The organism is Rhodococcus sp. D-6 (assembly GCF_040256695.1).
Lineage (GTDB): Bacteria > Actinomycetota > Actinomycetes > Mycobacteriales > Mycobacteriaceae > Rhodococcus > Rhodococcus pyridinivorans.
Genome location: NZ_CP132970.1, coordinates 2,169,072 through 2,186,468, shown reverse-complemented (window position 1 = coordinate 2,186,468; position 17,397 = coordinate 2,169,072). Strand labels below are relative to the sequence as shown.

The window sequence follows — 17,397 nt, the reverse complement described above, 5'->3', positions numbered from 1 at the left end:
ACAGACTCGGGGAGTGAGGCTTTATCGGGACAACGCGGTGGTGCTGCGCCAGCACAAGCTGGGCGAGGCCGACCGCATCGTCACCCTGCTGACGCGTCGGCACGGTCTCGTGCGGGCCGTCGCGAAGGGCGTGCGCCGGACACGCTCCAAGTTCGGCGCACGGCTCGAACCGTTCGCCCACATCGACGTCCAGCTCCACCCGGGCCGCAGTCTCGACGTCATCACCCAGGTGCAGACCCTCGACGCCTTCGCGGTGGGTATCGTCGACGACTACCCCCGCTACACCACCGCGTGCGCGATCCTCGAGACCGCCGAACGCCTCGCCGGTGAGGAACGCGCGCCCGTGCCGCGCCTGCACGCACTCACCGTCGGCGCCCTCCGCGCGGTGTGCGACCGCACCCGGCCACCCGAACTCGTACTCGACGCCTATCTGCTGCGGGCCATGGCCTACGCGGGATGGGCGCCGGCGATCACCCACTGCGCGCGCTGCGACCGTCCCGGCCCGCACACCGCCTTCCACGTCGCCGCCGGTGGTGCGGTGTGCGTGCACTGCCGTCCGCCGGGGGCGGCCACCCCGGCCCCGGGTGTGTTGGCGCTGCTCGACGCGCTCAACCACGGACGCTGGGCCGACACCGAGGCCGCCGACACGGCGGTGCGTCGCCAGGCCAGCGGGCTCGTCGCCGCGCACCTGCAGTGGCATCTCGAACGGCAACTGCGTTCGCTGCCCCTCGTCGAGCGCGGTCGCACCGAACCTGCGACGGGGAACCGGGTTGATGACGTCGCCCGGGGTGTCCGGCAGGATGGGGACCGTGATTCGACGACGTACCACGCCCCCATCGCCTGAGCGGGTGATCCGGCCGCCCGACCCGCATCCGTCGGGCGCGCGACCTCCCGTGCTGCAACCCGAGCTGATCCCCCAGCACGTGGCGCTCGTGATGGACGGCAACGGTCGCTGGGCGCAGGAGCGCGGTCTGCCGCGCACCGCCGGCCACGAACGCGGCGAGGCCGTGCTGATGGACACGGTGTGCGGATGTATCGAGATGGGCGTCGAGTGGCTCTCGGCCTACGCCTTCTCCACCGAGAACTGGAAGCGCAGCCCCGACGAGGTCCGCTTCCTCATGGGCTTCAACCGCGACGTGATCCGCCGCCGCCGCGACGAGATGCACGAGATGGGGGTGCGCGTCCGGTGGGCCGGTCGCCGTCCCCGCCTGTGGCGCAGCGTGATCAAGGAACTCGAGATCGCCGAGGAACTGACGAAGGACAACGACGTCATGACTCTCACGATGTGCGTCAACTACGGCGGTCGCGCCGAGATCGCCGACGCCGCACGGGAGATCGCCCGCCGGGTCGCGGCAGGGGAACTCGATCCCGAACGGATCACGGAGTCGACGATCGCGCGGTATCTCGACGAGCCCGACATGCCCGACGTCGACCTGTTCCTGCGGCCCTCGGGCGAGCAGCGCACCTCGAACTTCCTGCTGTGGCAGTCGGCCTACGCCGAACTCGTCTTCCAGGACACGATGTTCCCCGATTTCGACCGGCGCGATCTGTGGGCGGCGTGCGTCGAATACGCCTCCCGCGACCGGCGGTTCGGTGGTGTGAAGTGACCTCGCTGCGCGAGCGGATCGCGGGCGCGCTGACGCCCTTCGTCGACGTCCGCACCCCGTCGTCCGCCGCCGACGGCGACGGCTCGTTCGGATTCGACTACGGCGCCGTGCCCTTCGCGCTGCAGGTCGTCACGCTCACCGAAGGACTCGACGTGGTCTCCGTCACCGGAGTGCTCGCGTGGGATCTTCCGCTCGACGACGCCGTGCGCGGTCGGGTCGCGGCCGCCGCCGACGCCCTGCAGTTCGGCTCGGTCCACCTCATCGAACGCGAGACCGACGCCGACGTCGTGCTGCGGTACTCGTTCCCCGCGACCGGGCTCGACGACACGGCGCTGACCACCATGCTGTTGCTCGTGCTCGACGGTGCCGCCGACGCGCGTGGCGCCGTGGCCGGCACCCCCGATCCCAAGGAGAATTCGTGACCACCACCGACATCGACGCCGAGACCACCACCGAGGAGGTCGTCGCCGCCGACGGGACGCACGCCGTCGCGATCCCCACCGAGGACGACGACATGCTGCGCGCCGCTGTGGTGGAGACGCTGTCCGAGATTCTCGAGGAAGCGCCCGAGCCCGACGAGGACGGCGAGATCCCGATCTGGATCGACGACGTGCTCACCTACGCGACGGTCGACGCCGAGGGCGGCTTCGTGCTGCTCACCACCTACCTGGTCGAGGGCATCACGGGCCGCACCCGCGCCGCCGAGGTCCTCGGCGACCTGCAGGTCGAGTTCCCCGAAGTCAAGTTCGTCCTCGACAAGGACCGAGTCACCGTCGAACTGCGGGTCGCGGCGTCGCCGCTCGTCCCGATCCATCTCGTGCGGGCCGTCGCGTCGCTCGTGCCGGTCGTCGAGCAGGCACGCGCATTGGCGCAGCGTCTCGGCGGAGAAGCGTCGGTCTTCGACGGTGAGGCCGAGGACGGCGAGGAGAACCTGCTCGCCGACGGCTGCGGCTGTGATGACTGCGATTGCGGCTGACGGCCGCGGGCCGTCGGTTCAGCCCTGAGCGAGGGCGCACTCGCGGCAGTTGCCGAAGATCTCCACGGTGTGGCTGACGTCGACGAAGCCGTTCGACTCGGCCACCTCGTGCGACCAGCGTTCGACCTCCGGGCCGTCCACCTCGACCGTGAAGCCGCAGTGGCGGCACACGAGATGGTGGTGGTGCCCGGAGGAACACCGCCGGAACAACGACTCGCCGCTGTCGGTGCGCAGCACGTCGACGCTGCCGACCTCGGCGAGCGACTGCAGGGTGCGGTAGACGGTCGTCAGGCCGATGCCCTCGCCGCGCTTGCGCAGCTCGTCGTGCAGGTCCTGGGCGGACCGGAACTCCTCGGTGTTGTCGAGCAGGTCGACGATGGCGCTGCGTTGACGGGTCGAGCGGACCCCCACGAGAGGTTTGCGGGCGGAGGTCACTGCGATCGTCCTTCCTGGGCGTGAGCGACGGCGTCGACGACGATGCGGGCGAGATGGTCGTCGGCCAGGTGGTAAAGCACTTCGCGTCCCGAGCGTTCGCCGCGCACGACGCCCGCGGTCTTGAGCACGCGGAGATGCTGGCTGATGAGCGGCTGGGTGACGCCGAGGGCGCCGACGAGCTCGTGCACGCAGCGGGCCGACTCGCGCAGTTCGAGCACGATCGAGATGCGGACGGGTGCCGACAGTGCGCGCAGCAGCTCACCGGCCGCGATCAGGGCGCCGGGGGAGACATCGACCGGGGACGGCAGGGCGTCGCTGCCGATCGGGCCGCGGGCGCGCTCGCCCGTGCTGCACTCGCGTGGATCGGCGTCGATGCTCACGGGGCTCCTCGGGGCAGGGGCGGCCGCCGGTCGGCGGGCCTTATTGCAAATCGATTCCATTTTGATATGCACGGTTGTGCATGTCAACCGGCGCGAATTCGAGCTGCGAACGAGGAGCGATAGGCTTACAGATCGACGCATGCTGCGAAAACCCGCATCGAAGATGGAGAAACCGAGTGGCACCCAAATCCAAGATCGATACCGTCGCCAACCTCGCCAAGCGCCGGGGCCTGGTCTATCCCTGCGGTGAGATCTACGGCGGCACCAGGTCCGCGTGGGATTACGGGCCGCTCGGCGTGGAGCTCAAGGACAACATCAAGAAGCAGTGGTGGCGCAACATGGTCACCAGCCGCGAGGACGTCGTCGGCCTCGACTCGTCCGTGATCCTGCCGCGTCAGGTCTGGGTCGCCTCCGGCCACGTCGGTGTCTTCAACGACCCGCTCGTCGAGTGCCTGAGCTGTCACAAGCGTCACCGGCAGGATCACCTGCAGGAGGCCTACGCCGAGAAGAACAAGCTCGACGACCCCGACGCCGTGCCGATGACCGAGATCGTCTGCCCGGACTGCGGCACCAAGGGCCAGTGGACCGAGCCCCGCGACTTCAACATGATGCTCAAGACCTTCCTCGGCCCGATCGAGAGCGAGGAAGGCCTGCACTACCTGCGCCCCGAGACGGCGCAGGGCATCTTCGTGAACTTCGCGAACGTGCTCACCACCTCGCGCAAGAAGCCGCCCTTCGGCATCGGCCAGATCGGCAAGAGCTTCCGCAACGAGATCACGCCCGGCAACTTCATCTTCCGCACCCGCGAGTTCGAGCAGATGGAGATGGAGTTCTTCGTCAAGCCCGGCGAAGACGAGCAGTGGCACCAGTACTGGATCGACTACCGGATGAACTGGTACACCGATCTGGGCATCAACAAGGACAACCTGCGCCTCTACGAGCACCCGCTCGAGAAGCTGTCGCACTACTCGAAGCGCACCGTCGACATCGAGTACCGCTTCCACTTCCAGGGCAGCGAATGGGGTGAGCTCGAGGGCGTCGCGAACCGCACCGACTTCGACCTGTCGACGCACTCGAAGCACTCCGGCACCGACCTGAGCTTCTTCGATCAGGCCACCAATGAGCGCTACACGCCCTACGTGATCGAGCCGGCGGCCGGCCTGACCCGTTCGCTCATGGCCTTCCTCGTCGACGCCTACACCGAGGACGAGGCACCCAACGCCAAGGGTGGCGTCGACAAGCGCACCGTGCTGCGCCTCGACCGTCGTCTCGCGCCGGTCAAGGCCGCCGTGCTGCCGCTCAGCCGCAACGCCGACCTGAGCCCGAAGGCCAAGGACCTCGCCGCGAAGCTGCGCCAGAACTGGAACATCGAGTTCGACGACGCCGGCGCCATCGGCCGCCGCTACCGTCGCCAGGACGAGATCGGCACCCCGTTCTGCATCACAGTCGACTTCGACACCCTCGAGGACCAGGCCGTCACGATCCGTGAGCGCGACACCATGGCGCAGGAGCGTGTGAGCCTCGACCAGGTCGAGGGCTACCTCGCGCAGCGCCTGATCGGCTGCTGACCGATCCGATCGACGCAGATGCCCTCCGGTCCCGACGGACCGGAGGGCATCTGTCGCTTCGTAGCCGGGTGCTCGTAGCGGTCACCTCGTCGAGCGCCGATCGATGTACTCGAAATATCTGCGGCCGGAGATCTCCTCACCCCGCCAGATCGCCGACCATGCGAAACCGGTGACGAATCCGGTGCTCAGCCCGTAGGTGAAGGGGGTGTCCATGATCCCTTCGAAATCCAGCCAGGGACGACCGCGGGTGTCCTTCACCAGGAACCGGGTCCGGCGCGGCACCTGCATCGGGATGCCGTAGGGAGTCGGCTCGGACTGGTCGCGCAGTTCAACCATCTCGAAATCCACGTCCCGGCAGCGGGTTCCGCACCGCTGCGGGTACGCAGGATCGCCGTCGTCATGAACGGTCGGTCACCGATCGCGTAGCGGCTCAACAGGATCTGCGTGTCGGCGTCGAGATCGACGATCTGGTAGACGAAATGGTCGAGCGGAGCCTTCGCCGCGGGCGGCAGAGGAGTGGACCGCATCAGATACGGGCTCGGTATCGCCCCGTACTCGAACGAGCACAGACCGTCGGCCGTGACGCTGCGACCCTGGTGGGTGAAGGTGCCCTCGTATTCGGTGAGCAACCCGAAGTGCTTGTAGAGCGGGCTGCGGAAGAACCATGAGACCGTGTCCGTGTCGGTCGGTGTCAGCGCGACGTCGACCGTTCCGAGGCGTCCCATGAGTTCGTAGTGGGGGTAGCGTCCGGTCTAGAAGCGTCCTCCACTCGATCCGCCGAAGCCGCCGCCCCCGAAACCGCCCCCACCGAAACCGCCACCGAAGCCACCGCCGCGGCCGCTGTTGAGCACGCTGTTGATGAGGATGCCGCCGAGCACGGCACCGGCGACGTTGCCGCCCGACGAACCACCGCGGGGCGGACGGTGCTGGTTGTTCCAGCGCTGCACGTCGTTCTGGGCGCTGCGCAGTGCCTGCGCGGCCAGCGACGCGGCGGACCGCGCGTACTGGATGGCGGCCGCCGGATCGGACTCGGCTGCCTGCTGCGCGGCCTGCAGGTGCCGCTGCGCCTCCGACAGGCGGGTGCGTGCCTGGGCGCCCACGACGCCGCGGCGGGTCCCGATGAAGTCGGCCGCGGCGGTGACCTGCGCTTGCGCTGCGCTCAGATCCTGTTCGAGGCGGCGCCGCATCTCCTCGGCTTGCTGCTTCGCCTGCCGCGTCCGGGCACGCAACTCGTCGAGACGCGCATCGGCCTCGACGACCCGCGTGAAACTGCCCAGCGGGTCGGTGTGCTGCTCGGCCCGGGCGTGGTCGAGGGCTTCCTGCACGGCCTTCAGGGCGTCGACGAGTTCCGGGCCGCCCGCGTCGAGGAGTTGCTTCGCGTCGGCGACACCCTGTTCGGCGTCCTCCACCGCGGCGGGAAGCGTCGCGATCGCGCGCCGGATGTCCTCCGCCGCATGGTCGAGCGCGTCGAGCAGCGTCGCGGCATGCCCCAGTGCGCGTTCGGCCTCGCGGATCGCGCGCACGGCGTCGCCCTGCTCACCGACCGGTCGCGCCACCGCCGTGCGGCCCTGGTCGATCGCGTTCTCGGCGAACGAGATCTCCTCCCGCGCCAGCGAGACGTTGTCGACCACCGGAGTCAGGGCGCCCGCCGGGAACTCCGAGTGCAGCTGCCCCAGAATCCGCTCGGCCTCGGGGATGCGGGCCTGCAGCGCGATCGCGCGCTGCGTGAGGCCGTCCAGACGGGCCGGGGCATCGAGCAGCAGGTTGCGCATCTTGTCGAACGCCTCGACCTGCGCATCGAGTTCGCGGTTCGCCTGCCCGCACGAGGAGACGAGTTGCACGAGCATGTCGCGCTGCTGTTCGGGCGTCTCGGGGATGTCGTCGTCGAGGCGCTGACGGATCTCGAAGGCGTTCGCCAACGCGACCTGTGCCTGCCGGTGTGCGCGGTCGAAAGGAGCCACCGCGGAGTCCCCGAACTCACCCCGGGCGAGCTCGAGCGCTTCGGCGCTGGACCGCACCGCGTTGTCGGTGTCCACCAGGAGGGTCTGTGCATACTGGTCTAGACCCTCGACCGGCAGACCGCGCAGAGCGGTCGTGTCGGCCGGATCGACCTGCGCGGCCTGCGCGGCACCGGCGTCGGCGCGCTTCCTCTTCGACCGCCGGTTGTAGGCGTAGAGCCCGGCACCACCGGCCGCGATGACACCGCCGCCGACGAGCAGCGTCGTCACCGGAGCAGCCGACGGCGTAAGGGCGTTGCTCAACCCGTCGGCCGCGCCCACGGCGGCGCCCGCCCAATCGCTGTTGCGCAGGGCCGGCACGACGCCGGACGAGCTGATCCGGTCGCGCTCGCTCTCGGAGATCTCCGAACCCGTCGGTGTCCACAGCGCGAACTCGCGGTCGTCGGTCGCCACCGCCAGCAGCGCGGTGTCGGGACCGAAATTGCTTGCCTGCGCGGTGGCCTGCGCCCAACTGTTGTAGTCGCGTCCGTCGAAGCTCGACACGTAGGTCACCCACAACTGCAGGCCGTGCTCGTCGTAGAGGGTGTTCGTCGCTTCCTGGATGCGTGCGACGTCGGCGTCGTCGAGCACGCCCGCGGTGTCGGTGATCGGCTGGGGGAGCCGCGAGGGTGGCTCCGCGGAGGCCGCCGCGGGAAGGAGCAGCCACGCGGTCACTGCCAGCAGGGCGGGGACGAATGCGAGCGCGGACCGTGCAGGTCGCCGGAGCGGTGCTGCAGGTCGCCGGAGCGGTGCTGCAGGTCGCCGGAGCGGTGCGGCCGATACGTGTGCCATGGAATCGAATCTAGTGGTTCCGAGGTGAGGACGGGGTCGGCGCGTCGTCCGGTCGACGCGTTCTCGTTCGCTGGCAGAATCAGGGGGTGAGCACCGCATCCCGCCGCACCGGCACCACCGCGACGTACACCGGGGACGACCTCGGGGTCGGCGCGCGCATCGCGCGCTGGCTCCGGCGACTGATCATCGGGGTGCTGCTCGCCGCCGTCCTCGTCGTCGGCGGCACGGCGCTGCGGGTGTGGCAGGTCGCGCGGATCGACGACCGCACCCCCGCCGACGCCATCGTCGTGCTCGGGGCCGCGCAGTATTCGGGCACACCGTCGTCGGTTTTCGAGGCCCGCCTCGAGCAGGCCCTCAAGCTCTACGAAGCGGGAGTGTCGCCGCGGATCGTCACCGTCGGCGGCAAGCAGGAGGGCGACCTGTTCACCGAGGCCGCGGCGGGCAAGAACTATCTCGTCTCGCGCGGGGTGCCCGCCGAGTCGATCGTCGCCGTCGAAGAGGGCTCGGACACACTGCTCAGCGTCGAGGCCGTCAGCCGCGAGATGTCGGAGCTGGGCCTGTCGTCGGTCGTGCTCGTCAGCGACCCGTGGCATTCGTTGCGTACCCGGACCATGGCGCGCGACGCCGGTCTCGACGCCTGGACCGCTCCCACCCGCCAGGGTCCGGCGGTGTTCACCCGCGAGTCGCAGCTGCACGGCATCGCCCGCGAGACCGGCGCGTTGATCTGGTACCAGATCACCCACTTCTCCGCCGATTTCCCGTACACGGCGCAGCAGTGAGGCGGAACGTAGGGTCTTCGGTGACGGAAGGCAGTGTGATGCAGGGCTACAGCGAACACGATCTCGAACGGCGCGTCGCCGAGCCGCGCAAGACCTCGGCGCTCGCCGGGTCCGAGGGAGCGGCATCCGAGCGGACCGCCTTCGCACGCGACCGTGCGCGCGTGCAGCACTGCGCGGCCCTGCGCCGCCTGGCCGACAAGACACAGGTCGTCGGCCCCCGCGACGGCGACACCCCGCGCACCCGTCTGACACACTCGATGGAGGTCGCACAGATCGGCCGCAGCATCGCCGAAGGACTCGGCGCCGACCCCGATCTCGTCGACCTCGCCGGCCTCGCCCACGACATCGGGCACCCGCCCTACGGGCACAACGGCGAGCGGGCGCTCGACGCGGTCGCGGAGTCCTGCGGCGGATTCGAGGGCAACGCGCAGAACCTGCGCATCCTCACCTGCCTCGAACCGAAGATCCTCTATCCGGACGGCTCGAGCGCCGGTCTCAACCTCACCCGGGCCTCCCTCGACGCGACGCTCAAGTACCCGTGGACGCGTCCGCGCCCGGGCGCGAAGTTCGGCTCGTACGACGACGACGCCGAGGTCCTCCATTGGATCCGCGAAGGTGCACCCGAGCGCCGCAAGTGCCTCGAGGCGCAGATCATGGACTGGTCCGACGACGTCGCGTACTCGGTGCACGACCTCGAGGACGGCGTGATCGACGGTCGCATCGACCTGCGGATGCTCGACGAACCCGACGATGTCGCCGGGCTCATCGAGGTGGGTATGCGCGAGTTCTCGGGTCTCGACCCGGCCGAGCTGACCGAGGCGGCCAAGCGGTTGTCCTCCATGCCGGTGGTCCGCGCCGTCGGCACCTTCGACGGCACCCTCGCCTGCTCGGTCGCGCTCAAGAAGCTGACCAGCGAGCTGGTGGGCCGCTTCGCCAACGCAGCGATCCTCGGGACCCGGGAGGCGACGGAAGGCCGACGCGTCACCCGGTACGACGCCGACCTCGTGGTCCCGCCGATCGTGGTCTCGGAGGTCGCGTTGCTCAAGACGATGGCGCTGCAGTTCGTCATGTCCGACCGCGCCCACCGCACCCGCCAGGAATCGCAACGCGAACGCATCCACCGCGTCGCCGAGTGGCTACTGCGCACCGCGCCGGTCGGTCTCGACCCGTTCTTCGTCGCCGCCTGGAAGGCCGCGCCCGACGATGCTGCGAAGGTACGGGTCGTGGTCGATCAGATCGCGTCGTGCACCGAATCGCGCCTCGAACGGATCGACCGGGACAGCCTCGCCGCGCAGGCGAGCTGGGGCTGACACCGACGTTTGCGCCCTTCGCGGACACAAGCACGAGTCCGGCGCCGTGCATCTGTCCGGAGGGACGCGCTTACGCGCTCGCGGGTGTGGGTTGCGTCGGACCGTCGTGCCGGGCAGTCTGCCCGGCGGCTTAGACTCGTCTCGTGGCCGGCCGTATTTCAGACAGAGACATCGCGGCCATTCGCGACCGCGTGCGCATCGAGGACATCGTCGGCGAGTACGTCGCACTCAAGCGCGGAGGCGCCGACTCGCTCAAGGGCCTGTGTCCCTTCCACGACGAGAAGTCCCCGTCTTTCCACGTGCGGCCCAATCACGGGCACTACCACTGCTTCGGCTGCGGTGAGGGCGGCGACGTCTACTCGTTCCTGCAGAAGATCGAACACGTCAGCTTCGTCGAGGCCGTCGAGCAGCTCGCCGAGCGTGTCGGCTACACGCTGAACTACGAAGGCGGCGGTCCGTCCGTCCAACGCGACCGGGGCACGCGTGCCCGGCTGGTCGCGGCGAACGCGGCCGCCCAACAGTTCTACGCCGAGCAACTGCGCGCGCCCGACGCCCAGGCCGCCCGCGACTACCTGACCGAACGCAACTTCGACCAGGCAGCCGCCGAGACGTTCGGCTGCGGCTACGCACCCGCCGGCTGGGACGCGCTCACCAAGCACCTCCTCGGCCGGGGATTCGAATTCTCGGAACTCGAGGCCGCAGGACTGTCCCGGCAGGGTCGCCGCGGTCCGATCGACCGCTTCCACCGTCGACTGCTGTGGCCCATCCGCAATCTCGCGGGCGACGTCATCGGCTTCGGTGCCCGCCGTCTGTACGACGACGACCAGATCACCGCCAAGTACATGAACACACCGGAAACGGTGCTGTACAAGAAGTCTCAGGTGCTGTTCGGGCTCGACCTCGCCAAGCGCGAGATCGCCAAGTCGCACCAGGCCGTGATCGTCGAGGGCTACACCGACGTCATGGCCATGCACCTGGCCGGCGTGAAGACCGCGGTCGCCGCGTGCGGCACGGCCTTCGGTGACGAACATCTCGCGCTGCTGCGTCGCCTGCTCATGGACGACAGCTTCTTCCGCGGGGAGGTCATCTACACCTTCGATGGCGACGACGCCGGTCGTGCGGCGGCGATGAAGGCGTTCGAGGGCGATCAGAAGACCGCCGCGAAGACCTACGTCGCGATCGCCCCCAAGGGCATGGACCCGTGCGAGTTGCGGCAGCAGTCGGGCGACGGTGCGGTGCGCGACCTCGTGGCCCGCCGCACCCCGATGTTCGAGTTCGTCGTGAAATCGATTCTCGCCGAACACAATCTCGACACCGTCGAAGGTCGCGTCGAGGCCCTGCGCCGATGTGTCCCCGTCGTGGGCCGGATCAAGGACCGCACGATCCGCGACAACTACGCGGTGCAACTCGCGCACTGGACGGGATGGGACGACATCCCCACCGTGCGTCGGCGTGTGCAGGAGGAGGCACGGCGAGGAGTTCGTGCACCGGAAGCCAGGGCGCGGCCCGCGACGGCCACGGCGGAGCCCGTGTCGGCCCTGCGCCGCCCTCGGCCGAATGATCCGACGCTGTGGCCGCAGCGCGACGCGCTGAAGGCCGCGCTGCAGTATCCGGGTATCGCCGGGACCGTCTTCGACTCCCTGCCGCCGGAGACCTTCACCGACCCTGCTTACGCGGCCGTGCGGCAGGCCGTCGCCGACGCCGGCGGAACCGCAGCGGGCCTCGGGGGAGCCGAGTGGGTCGACGCCGTCGGCAGGGCAGCGACCGATCCCGTCGCGCACTCGCTCGTGATGGAACTCGCCGTCGAACCCGTCCCCGCCGAAGAGGACCGGCTGCCGCGCTACATCGGTGGCGTGCTGGCCCGGCTGCAGGAGGTCTGGGTCGGCGAGCAGGTGGCCGAACTGAAGTCCAAACTGCAGCGGATTTCCCCGGCCACCGAGTCCGAGGAGTTCCACGCCCTGCTCGGCGACCTCATGGCGCTCGAACAGTACCGGCGGAGCCTGCTCGACCAGGCCATCGGTGACGGCCTGGCCGGCTGACCGTCTACTTCTTCAACTGGTCCCGCGGGATCATGATCGTGGTCGTCTCGTCGATGGGCTTCATCGGCTCGAGCTTGGGCTGAGGACTGAGCGAGTCGGCGAGCTTCTGCCGGCCCACCTCGATCGCCTTCTTCGTGACGGGGCTCGCGGCCACCGCCTTGGCCGTCTTGCTGATCTGTTCGTACCTCGCGCGACCCGCTCGGGTGCCGAGTACGTATCCCGCAGCGACCCCGACCAGCAAACCCATCAATGTGTTGTCCTTCCACCTGTGACTGCGTCGTCCCCATCCTGCCCGATGACCCCGCAGCATGCCCACAAGCAGGCGATTTGGTGCTGCGGCGGGTGGGACGCTATGGTTTTTCACGCACCGGGGGAAACCGCGGAGCACCGCAGGACAATCCCCTGTAGCTCAATTGGCAGAGCATTCGACTGTTAATCGAACGGTTGCTGGTTCGAGTCCAGCCGGGGGAGCGCCTACAGAATCCTCCCACCCGTCACGGGTGGGAGGATTCTGTGTATCCGGGGGTGCCTATGCGGCAGAACATCCACCGATGTGATCTCTGCTACTTCGTACCCGGTAGAGTGTTGCCCGCTGTGTCCGGGTAGCATTCGATCGCGCCGTGCGAGCAGTGCGGCACTGTGCGACGCATGTCGTCGCGACGGGGCGGTAGCTCAGTCGGTTAGAGCCGCGGACTCATAATCCGCTGGTCGCGGGTTCGAGCCCCGCCCGCCCCACATCCTTCGCTCATGGCCGCGAGATGTTCCTGCTTGTCGGAACGGTAGCGGTTCGACCCCATGAGCACCCTTCGAGAAGTCGGTGAGCGCGAGGCGTGGCGTTGCTGGTTGTGCGACGAGCCCGTGGACCCCGACATGTCGGTCAACGACCCGCGCGGTCCCAGCATCGACAGTATCAACACCGCCAAGAAGGGTGGCAAGGGAAAGGGCGGAGTCGAGCGACTCGCGTACCGCGCCTGCAACACCAAGAAGGGTGCCGTCAAACCCGTCGTGCCGTGGTCCGACCGGCTCTTCGTCGTCGACCCGGCGCCCATCATCGGCGTCGTCGAGCAGCTCACCCGCAAGGGTGGTCGCGTCGCCGTTGCCCGGTGTCCCGAGAAGTCGGACGCGGAGGACGCCTCCGAATGGCTCCTCGACCGCTTGTCGCGACTCGAGCCGGGAGTGCGGTTCGATACCAGGATCGAGCAGGCCGGCGGCGGCTACCTCCTCGTGCTGACGACCTAACCGGGAGCCAACACCAGTCCGGAATGATCCGATGACTCGGCGGAGACCTCGACCTCGGTGAGCACCGTTCCGTCGTCCCCCCGCAGCGTGTAGCGACCCGGCATGAGACCGGTGAACAGGAACCAACCGTCGTTCGTCGTGACGATGGTGCGGTCGATGTACTGCTCGCACACGTCCAGGCCGGTCAGTCGAATCGTGGTGGACGGATGGAAGACGCCTCCGATCCGCCCGTTCGCCACCGCTCCGATCGCAGCCGGTGGATCCGGGTGGTCGCCGAGCTCGCCCGGACGCCAGACAGGCGCACCGTCCGGCGGTGCGCACACCGAGACCGAGGAGTGCGACGACCGGGCATGCGCGACCGTCGGGTCGGCCCGGACCACAGAGTCGGGCTGGTGCGTCGTCGCCGCGACGAGCACCCCTGCTCCCAGTGCGGTGATCAACATCCATCGGGCTCTTCGGATCGTCCCCGTGTGCAGCAACGGATCCACCTCCTCTCCGTAAGAGAACTTAGGAAAGTTGTTCTCACCGAGGGTTATTCGGAACCGATGCTTCGGTGGATCGTGACGATACCCGGGGCGGACGCGCAGGGCTATCCTCCGTCGAGGCGACAGGTAGCGGCGGAATGTAACGGTCGGGCTGTCGAAACGCCGAAATCGGTTGTTGGCACAACGATTCGGTCTAGTTTCGGATGAGGTCGGTAGTCGGAGGGGTGCATTCCGCCTCCTGTACGGCGGAACCGGTTGCATTGTTGTGTTCGGACAATGCAGGTTCGAACGGCCGATACCGGAAATAATCGCCCCGGGGGCCGGCGTTGTGCGATGTCGTCGGTGTACTCACCGGCACCGAGTTGCTCGGAGCGGATTGCGGAACGAGGGAGCACATGACGGTCGACGAGAACCCGACGACGCTCCGCCGGGCGTCCGACCTTCTGGCAGGGGTCCGCGACGGCACGGACGACGACACGCTCGCGGCAGGCGTCGTACTCGCGGCGACCCTGATCGCTCTGGTCTGGGCCAACCTGGGCGACTCGTACGAGACGTTCTGGCACACACCTCTCAGCATCAGCATCGGCGACTACGGCATCGATCTCGACCTCGAGCACTGGGTCAACGACGCCGTCATGACGCTGTTCTTCTTCGTCGTCGGCCTCGAGGTCAAACGCGAGCTCACCATGGGAGAGCTCACCGACCGGACGCGCGCCGCGGTCCCGCTCGTGGCGGCAATCGCGGGGCTCGCGCTACCTGCGGGACTGTTTCTGCTGCTCAACCCCAGCGGGGAGGCCGCAGGAGCGTGGGGTGTGGTCGTGTCCACCGACACCGCCTTCGTGCTCGGTGCGCTCGCGCTGGTCGGACCCCGCTGCCCGGCCCGCCTGCGCGTGTTCATCCTCACGCTGGCCGTGGCCGACGACATCGGCGCCCTCGCCATCATCGCCTTCGTCTACACCGACGATCTGCAGCCGGTCTACCTGATACCTGCCGCGATCGGACTGTTGCTGATCCTGCAATTCCGCCGGCTCGAGGTGTGGCGGGGCGTCGTCTACTTCGTCGTCGCGGCAGGGACGTGGGTGGCGTTCTACGAATCCGGTGTGCACCCGACCCTCGCCGGTGTCCTGATCGCGTTGATCCTTCCCGTCTATCCGCCGCGCCGCAGCGAGGTGGAGCGCGCCGGCGAACTCACGCGGGCGTTCCGCCAGTCGCCCAACTCCGACTACGCGCGCGCCGCGCAACTCGGGGTGCTCCGCGCCGTGTCCGTGAACGAGCGGCTGCTACGGCTTTACCAGCCGTACACGGCGTTCCTCGTCGTGCCGATCTTCGCCCTCGCCAACGCGGGTGTGGTGATCTCCGCCGAGACCGTCGGCACTGCGATCCGGTCGCCGATCACGTGGGGCGTCGTCCTCGGTCTCGTGGTGGGCAAACTCGTGGGCATCACCGCGGCCACTGCCGTCTTCTCGCGCCTGCGTCCGGGCAGCCTGCCGCCGGGACTCACCCTCTCGCACGTCGGTGGGGGTGCCGCGCTCGCCGGCATCGGGTTCACGATCTCACTGTTCATCGTGGATCTGGCGATCGAATCTCCCGAAGCGGCCAACGACGCCCGAATCGGCGTCCTTCTCGCGGCTGTTCTCGCCACGGCGCTGGGCTGGGCTTTGTTCCGGCTGTCCGACCGCCTGAATCCGCCGCAGGGATCTGCCGGGCTCGTGCTGCTGCGTCCGGTGGATCCGAACCGCGACCACATACGGGGACCGGTCGACGCTCCGCTCACACTCGTCGAGTACGGAGACTTCGAGTGCCCGTTCTGCAGCAAGGCCACCGGCAGCATCCGCGACGTGCGCGAGCACTTCGGCGACGACCTGCGGTACGTCTTCCGGCACCTTCCCCTCGATGAACACCACCCGCACGCCCGGTTCGCCGCCGAAGCGGCCGAGGCTGCGGCGGCGCAGGGACGATTCTGGGACATGCACGACCACCTGTTCGCCCACAGCGACGCTCTGTCCCGCGACGAGATCTACGAACACGCCCAGCAGTTGGGTCTCGATATGGACAGGTTCGACGAGGACCTTCGCCTGGGGCGGTATCGTCACCGTGTCGAGGACGACGATCTCGACGCCGAGACCAGCGACGTCTTCGGAACGCCCACCTTCTACCTCGGCGCCACCGGATCGGACCTCGCCCGGCACACCGGCCCGTTCGACGCGGCGACGTTGATCCGCAGGCTCGAAGAGGTGCGCGAGAGGTGATGCGATTCGGGTGGATCCGACCCCGGAAAGCGGGGGCGGATCCACCCAAGTCGTGACGGCTTCTACCGGATGGTGGGTCCGGCCTCCGCGGATCCGGTCGGTAACAGGCCGGCCAAGCTGGCGAGGAGCGTTTCCCAGCGGCATTCCGCGGAGATCGACGCGAAGCGGCACCCGGAGTAGTCCTCCGTGGGGAGCGTAGGTGTGCCGGGATCTGCGTACGCCGTGGCCGGCACTGCAAAGGCGATTGCGGCACAACCGAGCACGCCCGCGGCGAATCGCTTCATGAAATCCTCGAATCTCTCGTACGAACCTTCGGGGAAATCATTCCCCGGTGGGTCGTACCCCGCCATTCGAGACGAGCGGTTCGAGCCCGTCGAGGACGCGCTGCAGCCCGAACTCCCATGCGTGGTGCGGGCTGTAGGCGGCGTTCATCTCTGCTCCGGCGGCCGCTCCCACCCGCTGTGCGAGGGGATGGTCGTCACCGAGATAGTGCGCGAGTCGCTCGTTCCATCGCGCCCAGGCCTCGCCCATGTCGGCGGCGTGCGGATCAGGTCGTCGGGCTCGGGCCGCACCCCGCACGAAGTCCGCGACGAACGTGAGCGCGGCGTCGCGATCGATGTCGCCGAGGGGCGTGCCGTCGAAGGCGTGGAGTTCGTGGTCGTACTTCGCGATCGTGCCGGGGCCGAGGGCCGTGCGCTGATCGTCGACGTCCAGCAGCCACCAGTGTGCGGCGTAGTGCTCGAGTTCGGATTCGGCGACCTGCCGTACCCGATCCCGCCACGACGGGGACTCGTAGGGCGGCCGGGGTTGCCGGGCGTGGACCCGATCGACCATGAGGACGAGGAGGTCGTCGCGCGACCCGACATGGGTGTAGAGGGCCATGGCGGAGACGCCCAGATCGGTCGCGAGGCGACGGATCGTCACCGCGTCGAGGCCCACCGCGTCGGCGACGGTTACCGCAGCGTCCACCGCGGATGTGGTGGTGATCTTGGCTTTCGGCCCGCGGGAACCACCGGTCGGCGCGTCGGGATGCTCGCGCCACAGCAGGTCGATCAGATCGCGCGCCATAAATGCCTCCCGAAAACTCGCTCTCGGGAGTACTCTATACGCCGTACAAGGTTTCTGCTCTGGGGGAGGTCCTATGAAAATCAAGTCCACAGCACTGTCGCTCAACGTCGCCGACACTGCCGCATCGGCAGATTTCGCGATCCGGCACTTCGGTTTCACCGAGGAGATGTCGGCGGACGGATTCGTCTCGTTGACTCACCCGGACGCAGGATTCAACATCGTGTTCCTGCGTACCGGGCTGTCGACCTTCAAGCCGGAATCCGTCGCCGGCCCGGCCGGTCAGGGCATGCTCATCGCCTTCGTCGTCGACGACGTCGACACCGAGTTCGCGCGCATCGCGGAAGCCGGTGCGACGGTCGTGACCAAGCCGGAGACCGAGCCGTGGGGTGAACGGTACTGCCAGTTCGCCGATCCGAACGGGATCATCTGGCAACTCGTCCACTGGGTCTCGGAACCGGCCTGACCATGCGAAG

Annotated in this window: 19 protein-coding genes and 2 tRNA genes; 13 read left to right on the top strand and 8 right to left on the bottom strand. The window is 68.5% G+C overall.

The features are described from left to right. The first annotated feature begins 13 nt into the window (after window positions 1-13). Genes recO through RBB84_RS10300 form a run of 4 tightly spaced genes read left to right on the top strand, consistent with a single transcriptional unit; the run spans window position 14 to window position 2,583 of the window. Window positions 14-844 carry a DNA repair protein RecO gene (gene recO / locus RBB84_RS10315; protein WP_072740431.1) on the top strand — a complete coding sequence of 277 codons (831 nt, stop codon included), beginning with the start codon at window positions 14-16 and terminating at the stop codon, window positions 842-844. Beyond that, window positions 801-1,607 (top strand): isoprenyl transferase, encoded by an 807-nt coding sequence (locus RBB84_RS10310; protein WP_050993415.1) that lies wholly within the window; start codon window positions 801-803, stop codon window positions 1,605-1,607. The genes recO and RBB84_RS10310 overlap by 44 nt, the downstream gene beginning before the upstream one ends. Continuing rightward, window positions 1,604-2,029 carry a hypothetical protein gene (locus RBB84_RS10305; protein WP_006554470.1) on the top strand — a complete coding sequence of 142 codons (426 nt, stop codon included), beginning with the start codon at window positions 1,604-1,606 and terminating at the stop codon, window positions 2,027-2,029. The genes RBB84_RS10310 and RBB84_RS10305 overlap by 4 nt, the downstream gene beginning before the upstream one ends. Next, entirely contained in the window at window positions 2,026-2,583 is a 558-nt protein-coding gene (locus RBB84_RS10300) for a hypothetical protein (protein WP_033097768.1), read from the top strand. The genes RBB84_RS10305 and RBB84_RS10300 overlap by 4 nt, the downstream gene beginning before the upstream one ends. Before the next feature lie 18 nt (window positions 2,584-2,601). Here RBB84_RS10300 and RBB84_RS10295 read toward each other — a convergent pair whose 3' ends face one another. Next, window positions 2,602-3,018, bottom strand: coding sequence for a Fur family transcriptional regulator (locus tag RBB84_RS10295; RefSeq protein ID WP_006554468.1), 417 nt, complete (start codon window positions 3,016-3,018; stop codon window positions 2,602-2,604). Then, window positions 3,015-3,398 carry a metalloregulator ArsR/SmtB family transcription factor gene (locus RBB84_RS10290; protein WP_006554467.1) on the bottom strand — a complete coding sequence of 128 codons (384 nt, stop codon included), beginning with the start codon at window positions 3,396-3,398 and terminating at the stop codon, window positions 3,015-3,017. Before RBB84_RS10290 ends, RBB84_RS10295 begins: the two co-directional genes overlap by 4 nt. A gap of 176 nt (window positions 3,399-3,574) precedes the next feature. Between RBB84_RS10290 and RBB84_RS10285 the strand changes: the two genes are divergently transcribed. Beyond that, window positions 3,575-4,966, top strand: coding sequence for a glycine--tRNA ligase (locus tag RBB84_RS10285; RefSeq protein ID WP_006554466.1), 1,392 nt, complete (start codon window positions 3,575-3,577; stop codon window positions 4,964-4,966). Window positions 4,967-5,047: 81 nt separating this feature from the next. Here RBB84_RS10285 and RBB84_RS10280 read toward each other — a convergent pair whose 3' ends face one another. Genes RBB84_RS10280 through RBB84_RS10270 form a run of 3 tightly spaced genes read right to left on the bottom strand, consistent with a single transcriptional unit; the run spans window position 5,048 to window position 7,755 of the window. Then, complete coding sequence (locus RBB84_RS10280; protein ID WP_152640943.1) at window positions 5,048-5,302, bottom strand: DUF6670 family protein; 255 nt, start codon at window positions 5,300-5,302, stop codon at window positions 5,048-5,050. Continuing rightward, window positions 5,221-5,691: a DUF6670 family protein gene (locus RBB84_RS10275; protein ID WP_052040100.1), complete on the bottom strand. Its 471-nt coding sequence runs from the start codon at window positions 5,689-5,691 to the stop codon at window positions 5,221-5,223. The genes RBB84_RS10280 and RBB84_RS10275 overlap by 82 nt, the downstream gene beginning before the upstream one ends. A 27-nt stretch (window positions 5,692-5,718) precedes the next feature. Then, window positions 5,719-7,755, bottom strand: a complete 2,037-nt coding sequence (locus RBB84_RS10270; protein WP_033097769.1) for a TPM domain-containing protein — start codon at window positions 7,753-7,755, stop codon at window positions 5,719-5,721. An 86-nt stretch (window positions 7,756-7,841) separates the two neighbouring features. On the opposite strand from RBB84_RS10270, the gene RBB84_RS10265 reads away from it, so the two are divergent. From RBB84_RS10265 to dnaG, 3 genes are all read left to right on the top strand, one after another. Beyond that, window positions 7,842-8,534, top strand: a complete 693-nt coding sequence (locus RBB84_RS10265; RefSeq protein ID WP_006554464.1) for a YdcF family protein — start codon at window positions 7,842-7,844, stop codon at window positions 8,532-8,534. A 38-nt stretch (window positions 8,535-8,572) separates the two neighbouring features. Then, window positions 8,573-9,844 (top strand): deoxyguanosinetriphosphate triphosphohydrolase, encoded by a 1,272-nt coding sequence (locus RBB84_RS10260; RefSeq protein ID WP_033097770.1) that lies wholly within the window; start codon window positions 8,573-8,575, stop codon window positions 9,842-9,844. Between the two features lie 143 nt (window positions 9,845-9,987). Then, entirely contained in the window at window positions 9,988-11,883 is a 1,896-nt protein-coding gene (gene dnaG / locus RBB84_RS10255; RefSeq protein ID WP_033097771.1) for a DNA primase, read from the top strand. 4 nt (window positions 11,884-11,887) lie between these two features. On the opposite strand, the gene RBB84_RS10250 is transcribed toward dnaG, so the two are convergent. After that, complete coding sequence (locus RBB84_RS10250) at window positions 11,888-12,133, bottom strand: hypothetical protein (protein ID WP_024101344.1); 246 nt, start codon at window positions 12,131-12,133, stop codon at window positions 11,888-11,890. Between the two features lie 148 nt (window positions 12,134-12,281). Between RBB84_RS10250 and RBB84_RS10245 the strand changes: the two genes are divergently transcribed. From RBB84_RS10245 to RBB84_RS10235, 3 genes are all read left to right on the top strand, one after another. Next, window positions 12,282-12,354, top strand: a tRNA-Asn gene (locus tag RBB84_RS10245). Window positions 12,355-12,544: 190 nt separating this feature from the next. Next, window positions 12,545-12,618 (top strand) — tRNA-Ile (locus RBB84_RS10240). Between the two features lie 123 nt (window positions 12,619-12,741). Continuing rightward, window positions 12,742-13,122, top strand: coding sequence for a hypothetical protein (locus RBB84_RS10235; protein WP_082920941.1), 381 nt, complete (start codon window positions 12,742-12,744; stop codon window positions 13,120-13,122). Here RBB84_RS10235 and RBB84_RS10230 read toward each other — a convergent pair. After that, window positions 13,119-13,565: a hypothetical protein gene (locus RBB84_RS10230; protein WP_033097773.1), complete on the bottom strand. Its 447-nt coding sequence runs from the start codon at window positions 13,563-13,565 to the stop codon at window positions 13,119-13,121. The genes RBB84_RS10235 and RBB84_RS10230 overlap by 4 nt on opposite strands. A gap of 437 nt (window positions 13,566-14,002) precedes the next feature. Here RBB84_RS10230 and nhaA point away from each other — a divergent pair, with 437 nt between their 5' ends. Then, the gene (nhaA, locus tag RBB84_RS10225; RefSeq protein ID WP_033097806.1) at window positions 14,003-15,856 is read left to right on the top strand and encodes a Na+/H+ antiporter NhaA; all 1,854 of its coding nucleotides are present in this window, start codon (window positions 14,003-14,005) and stop codon (window positions 15,854-15,856) included. Window positions 15,857-16,177: 321 nt separating this feature from the next. Here the strand turns inward: nhaA and RBB84_RS10220 are convergent, their stop codons facing one another. Continuing rightward, window positions 16,178-16,924, bottom strand: a complete 747-nt coding sequence (locus RBB84_RS10220; protein WP_006554456.1) for a TetR/AcrR family transcriptional regulator — start codon at window positions 16,922-16,924, stop codon at window positions 16,178-16,180. Between the two features lie 73 nt (window positions 16,925-16,997). On the opposite strand from RBB84_RS10220, the gene RBB84_RS10215 reads away from it, so the two are divergent. Next, a complete protein-coding gene (locus RBB84_RS10215; RefSeq protein WP_006554455.1) occupies window positions 16,998-17,387 on the top strand; it encodes a VOC family protein in 390 nt (129 codons plus the stop codon). Window positions 17,388-17,397 lie beyond the last annotated feature (10 nt).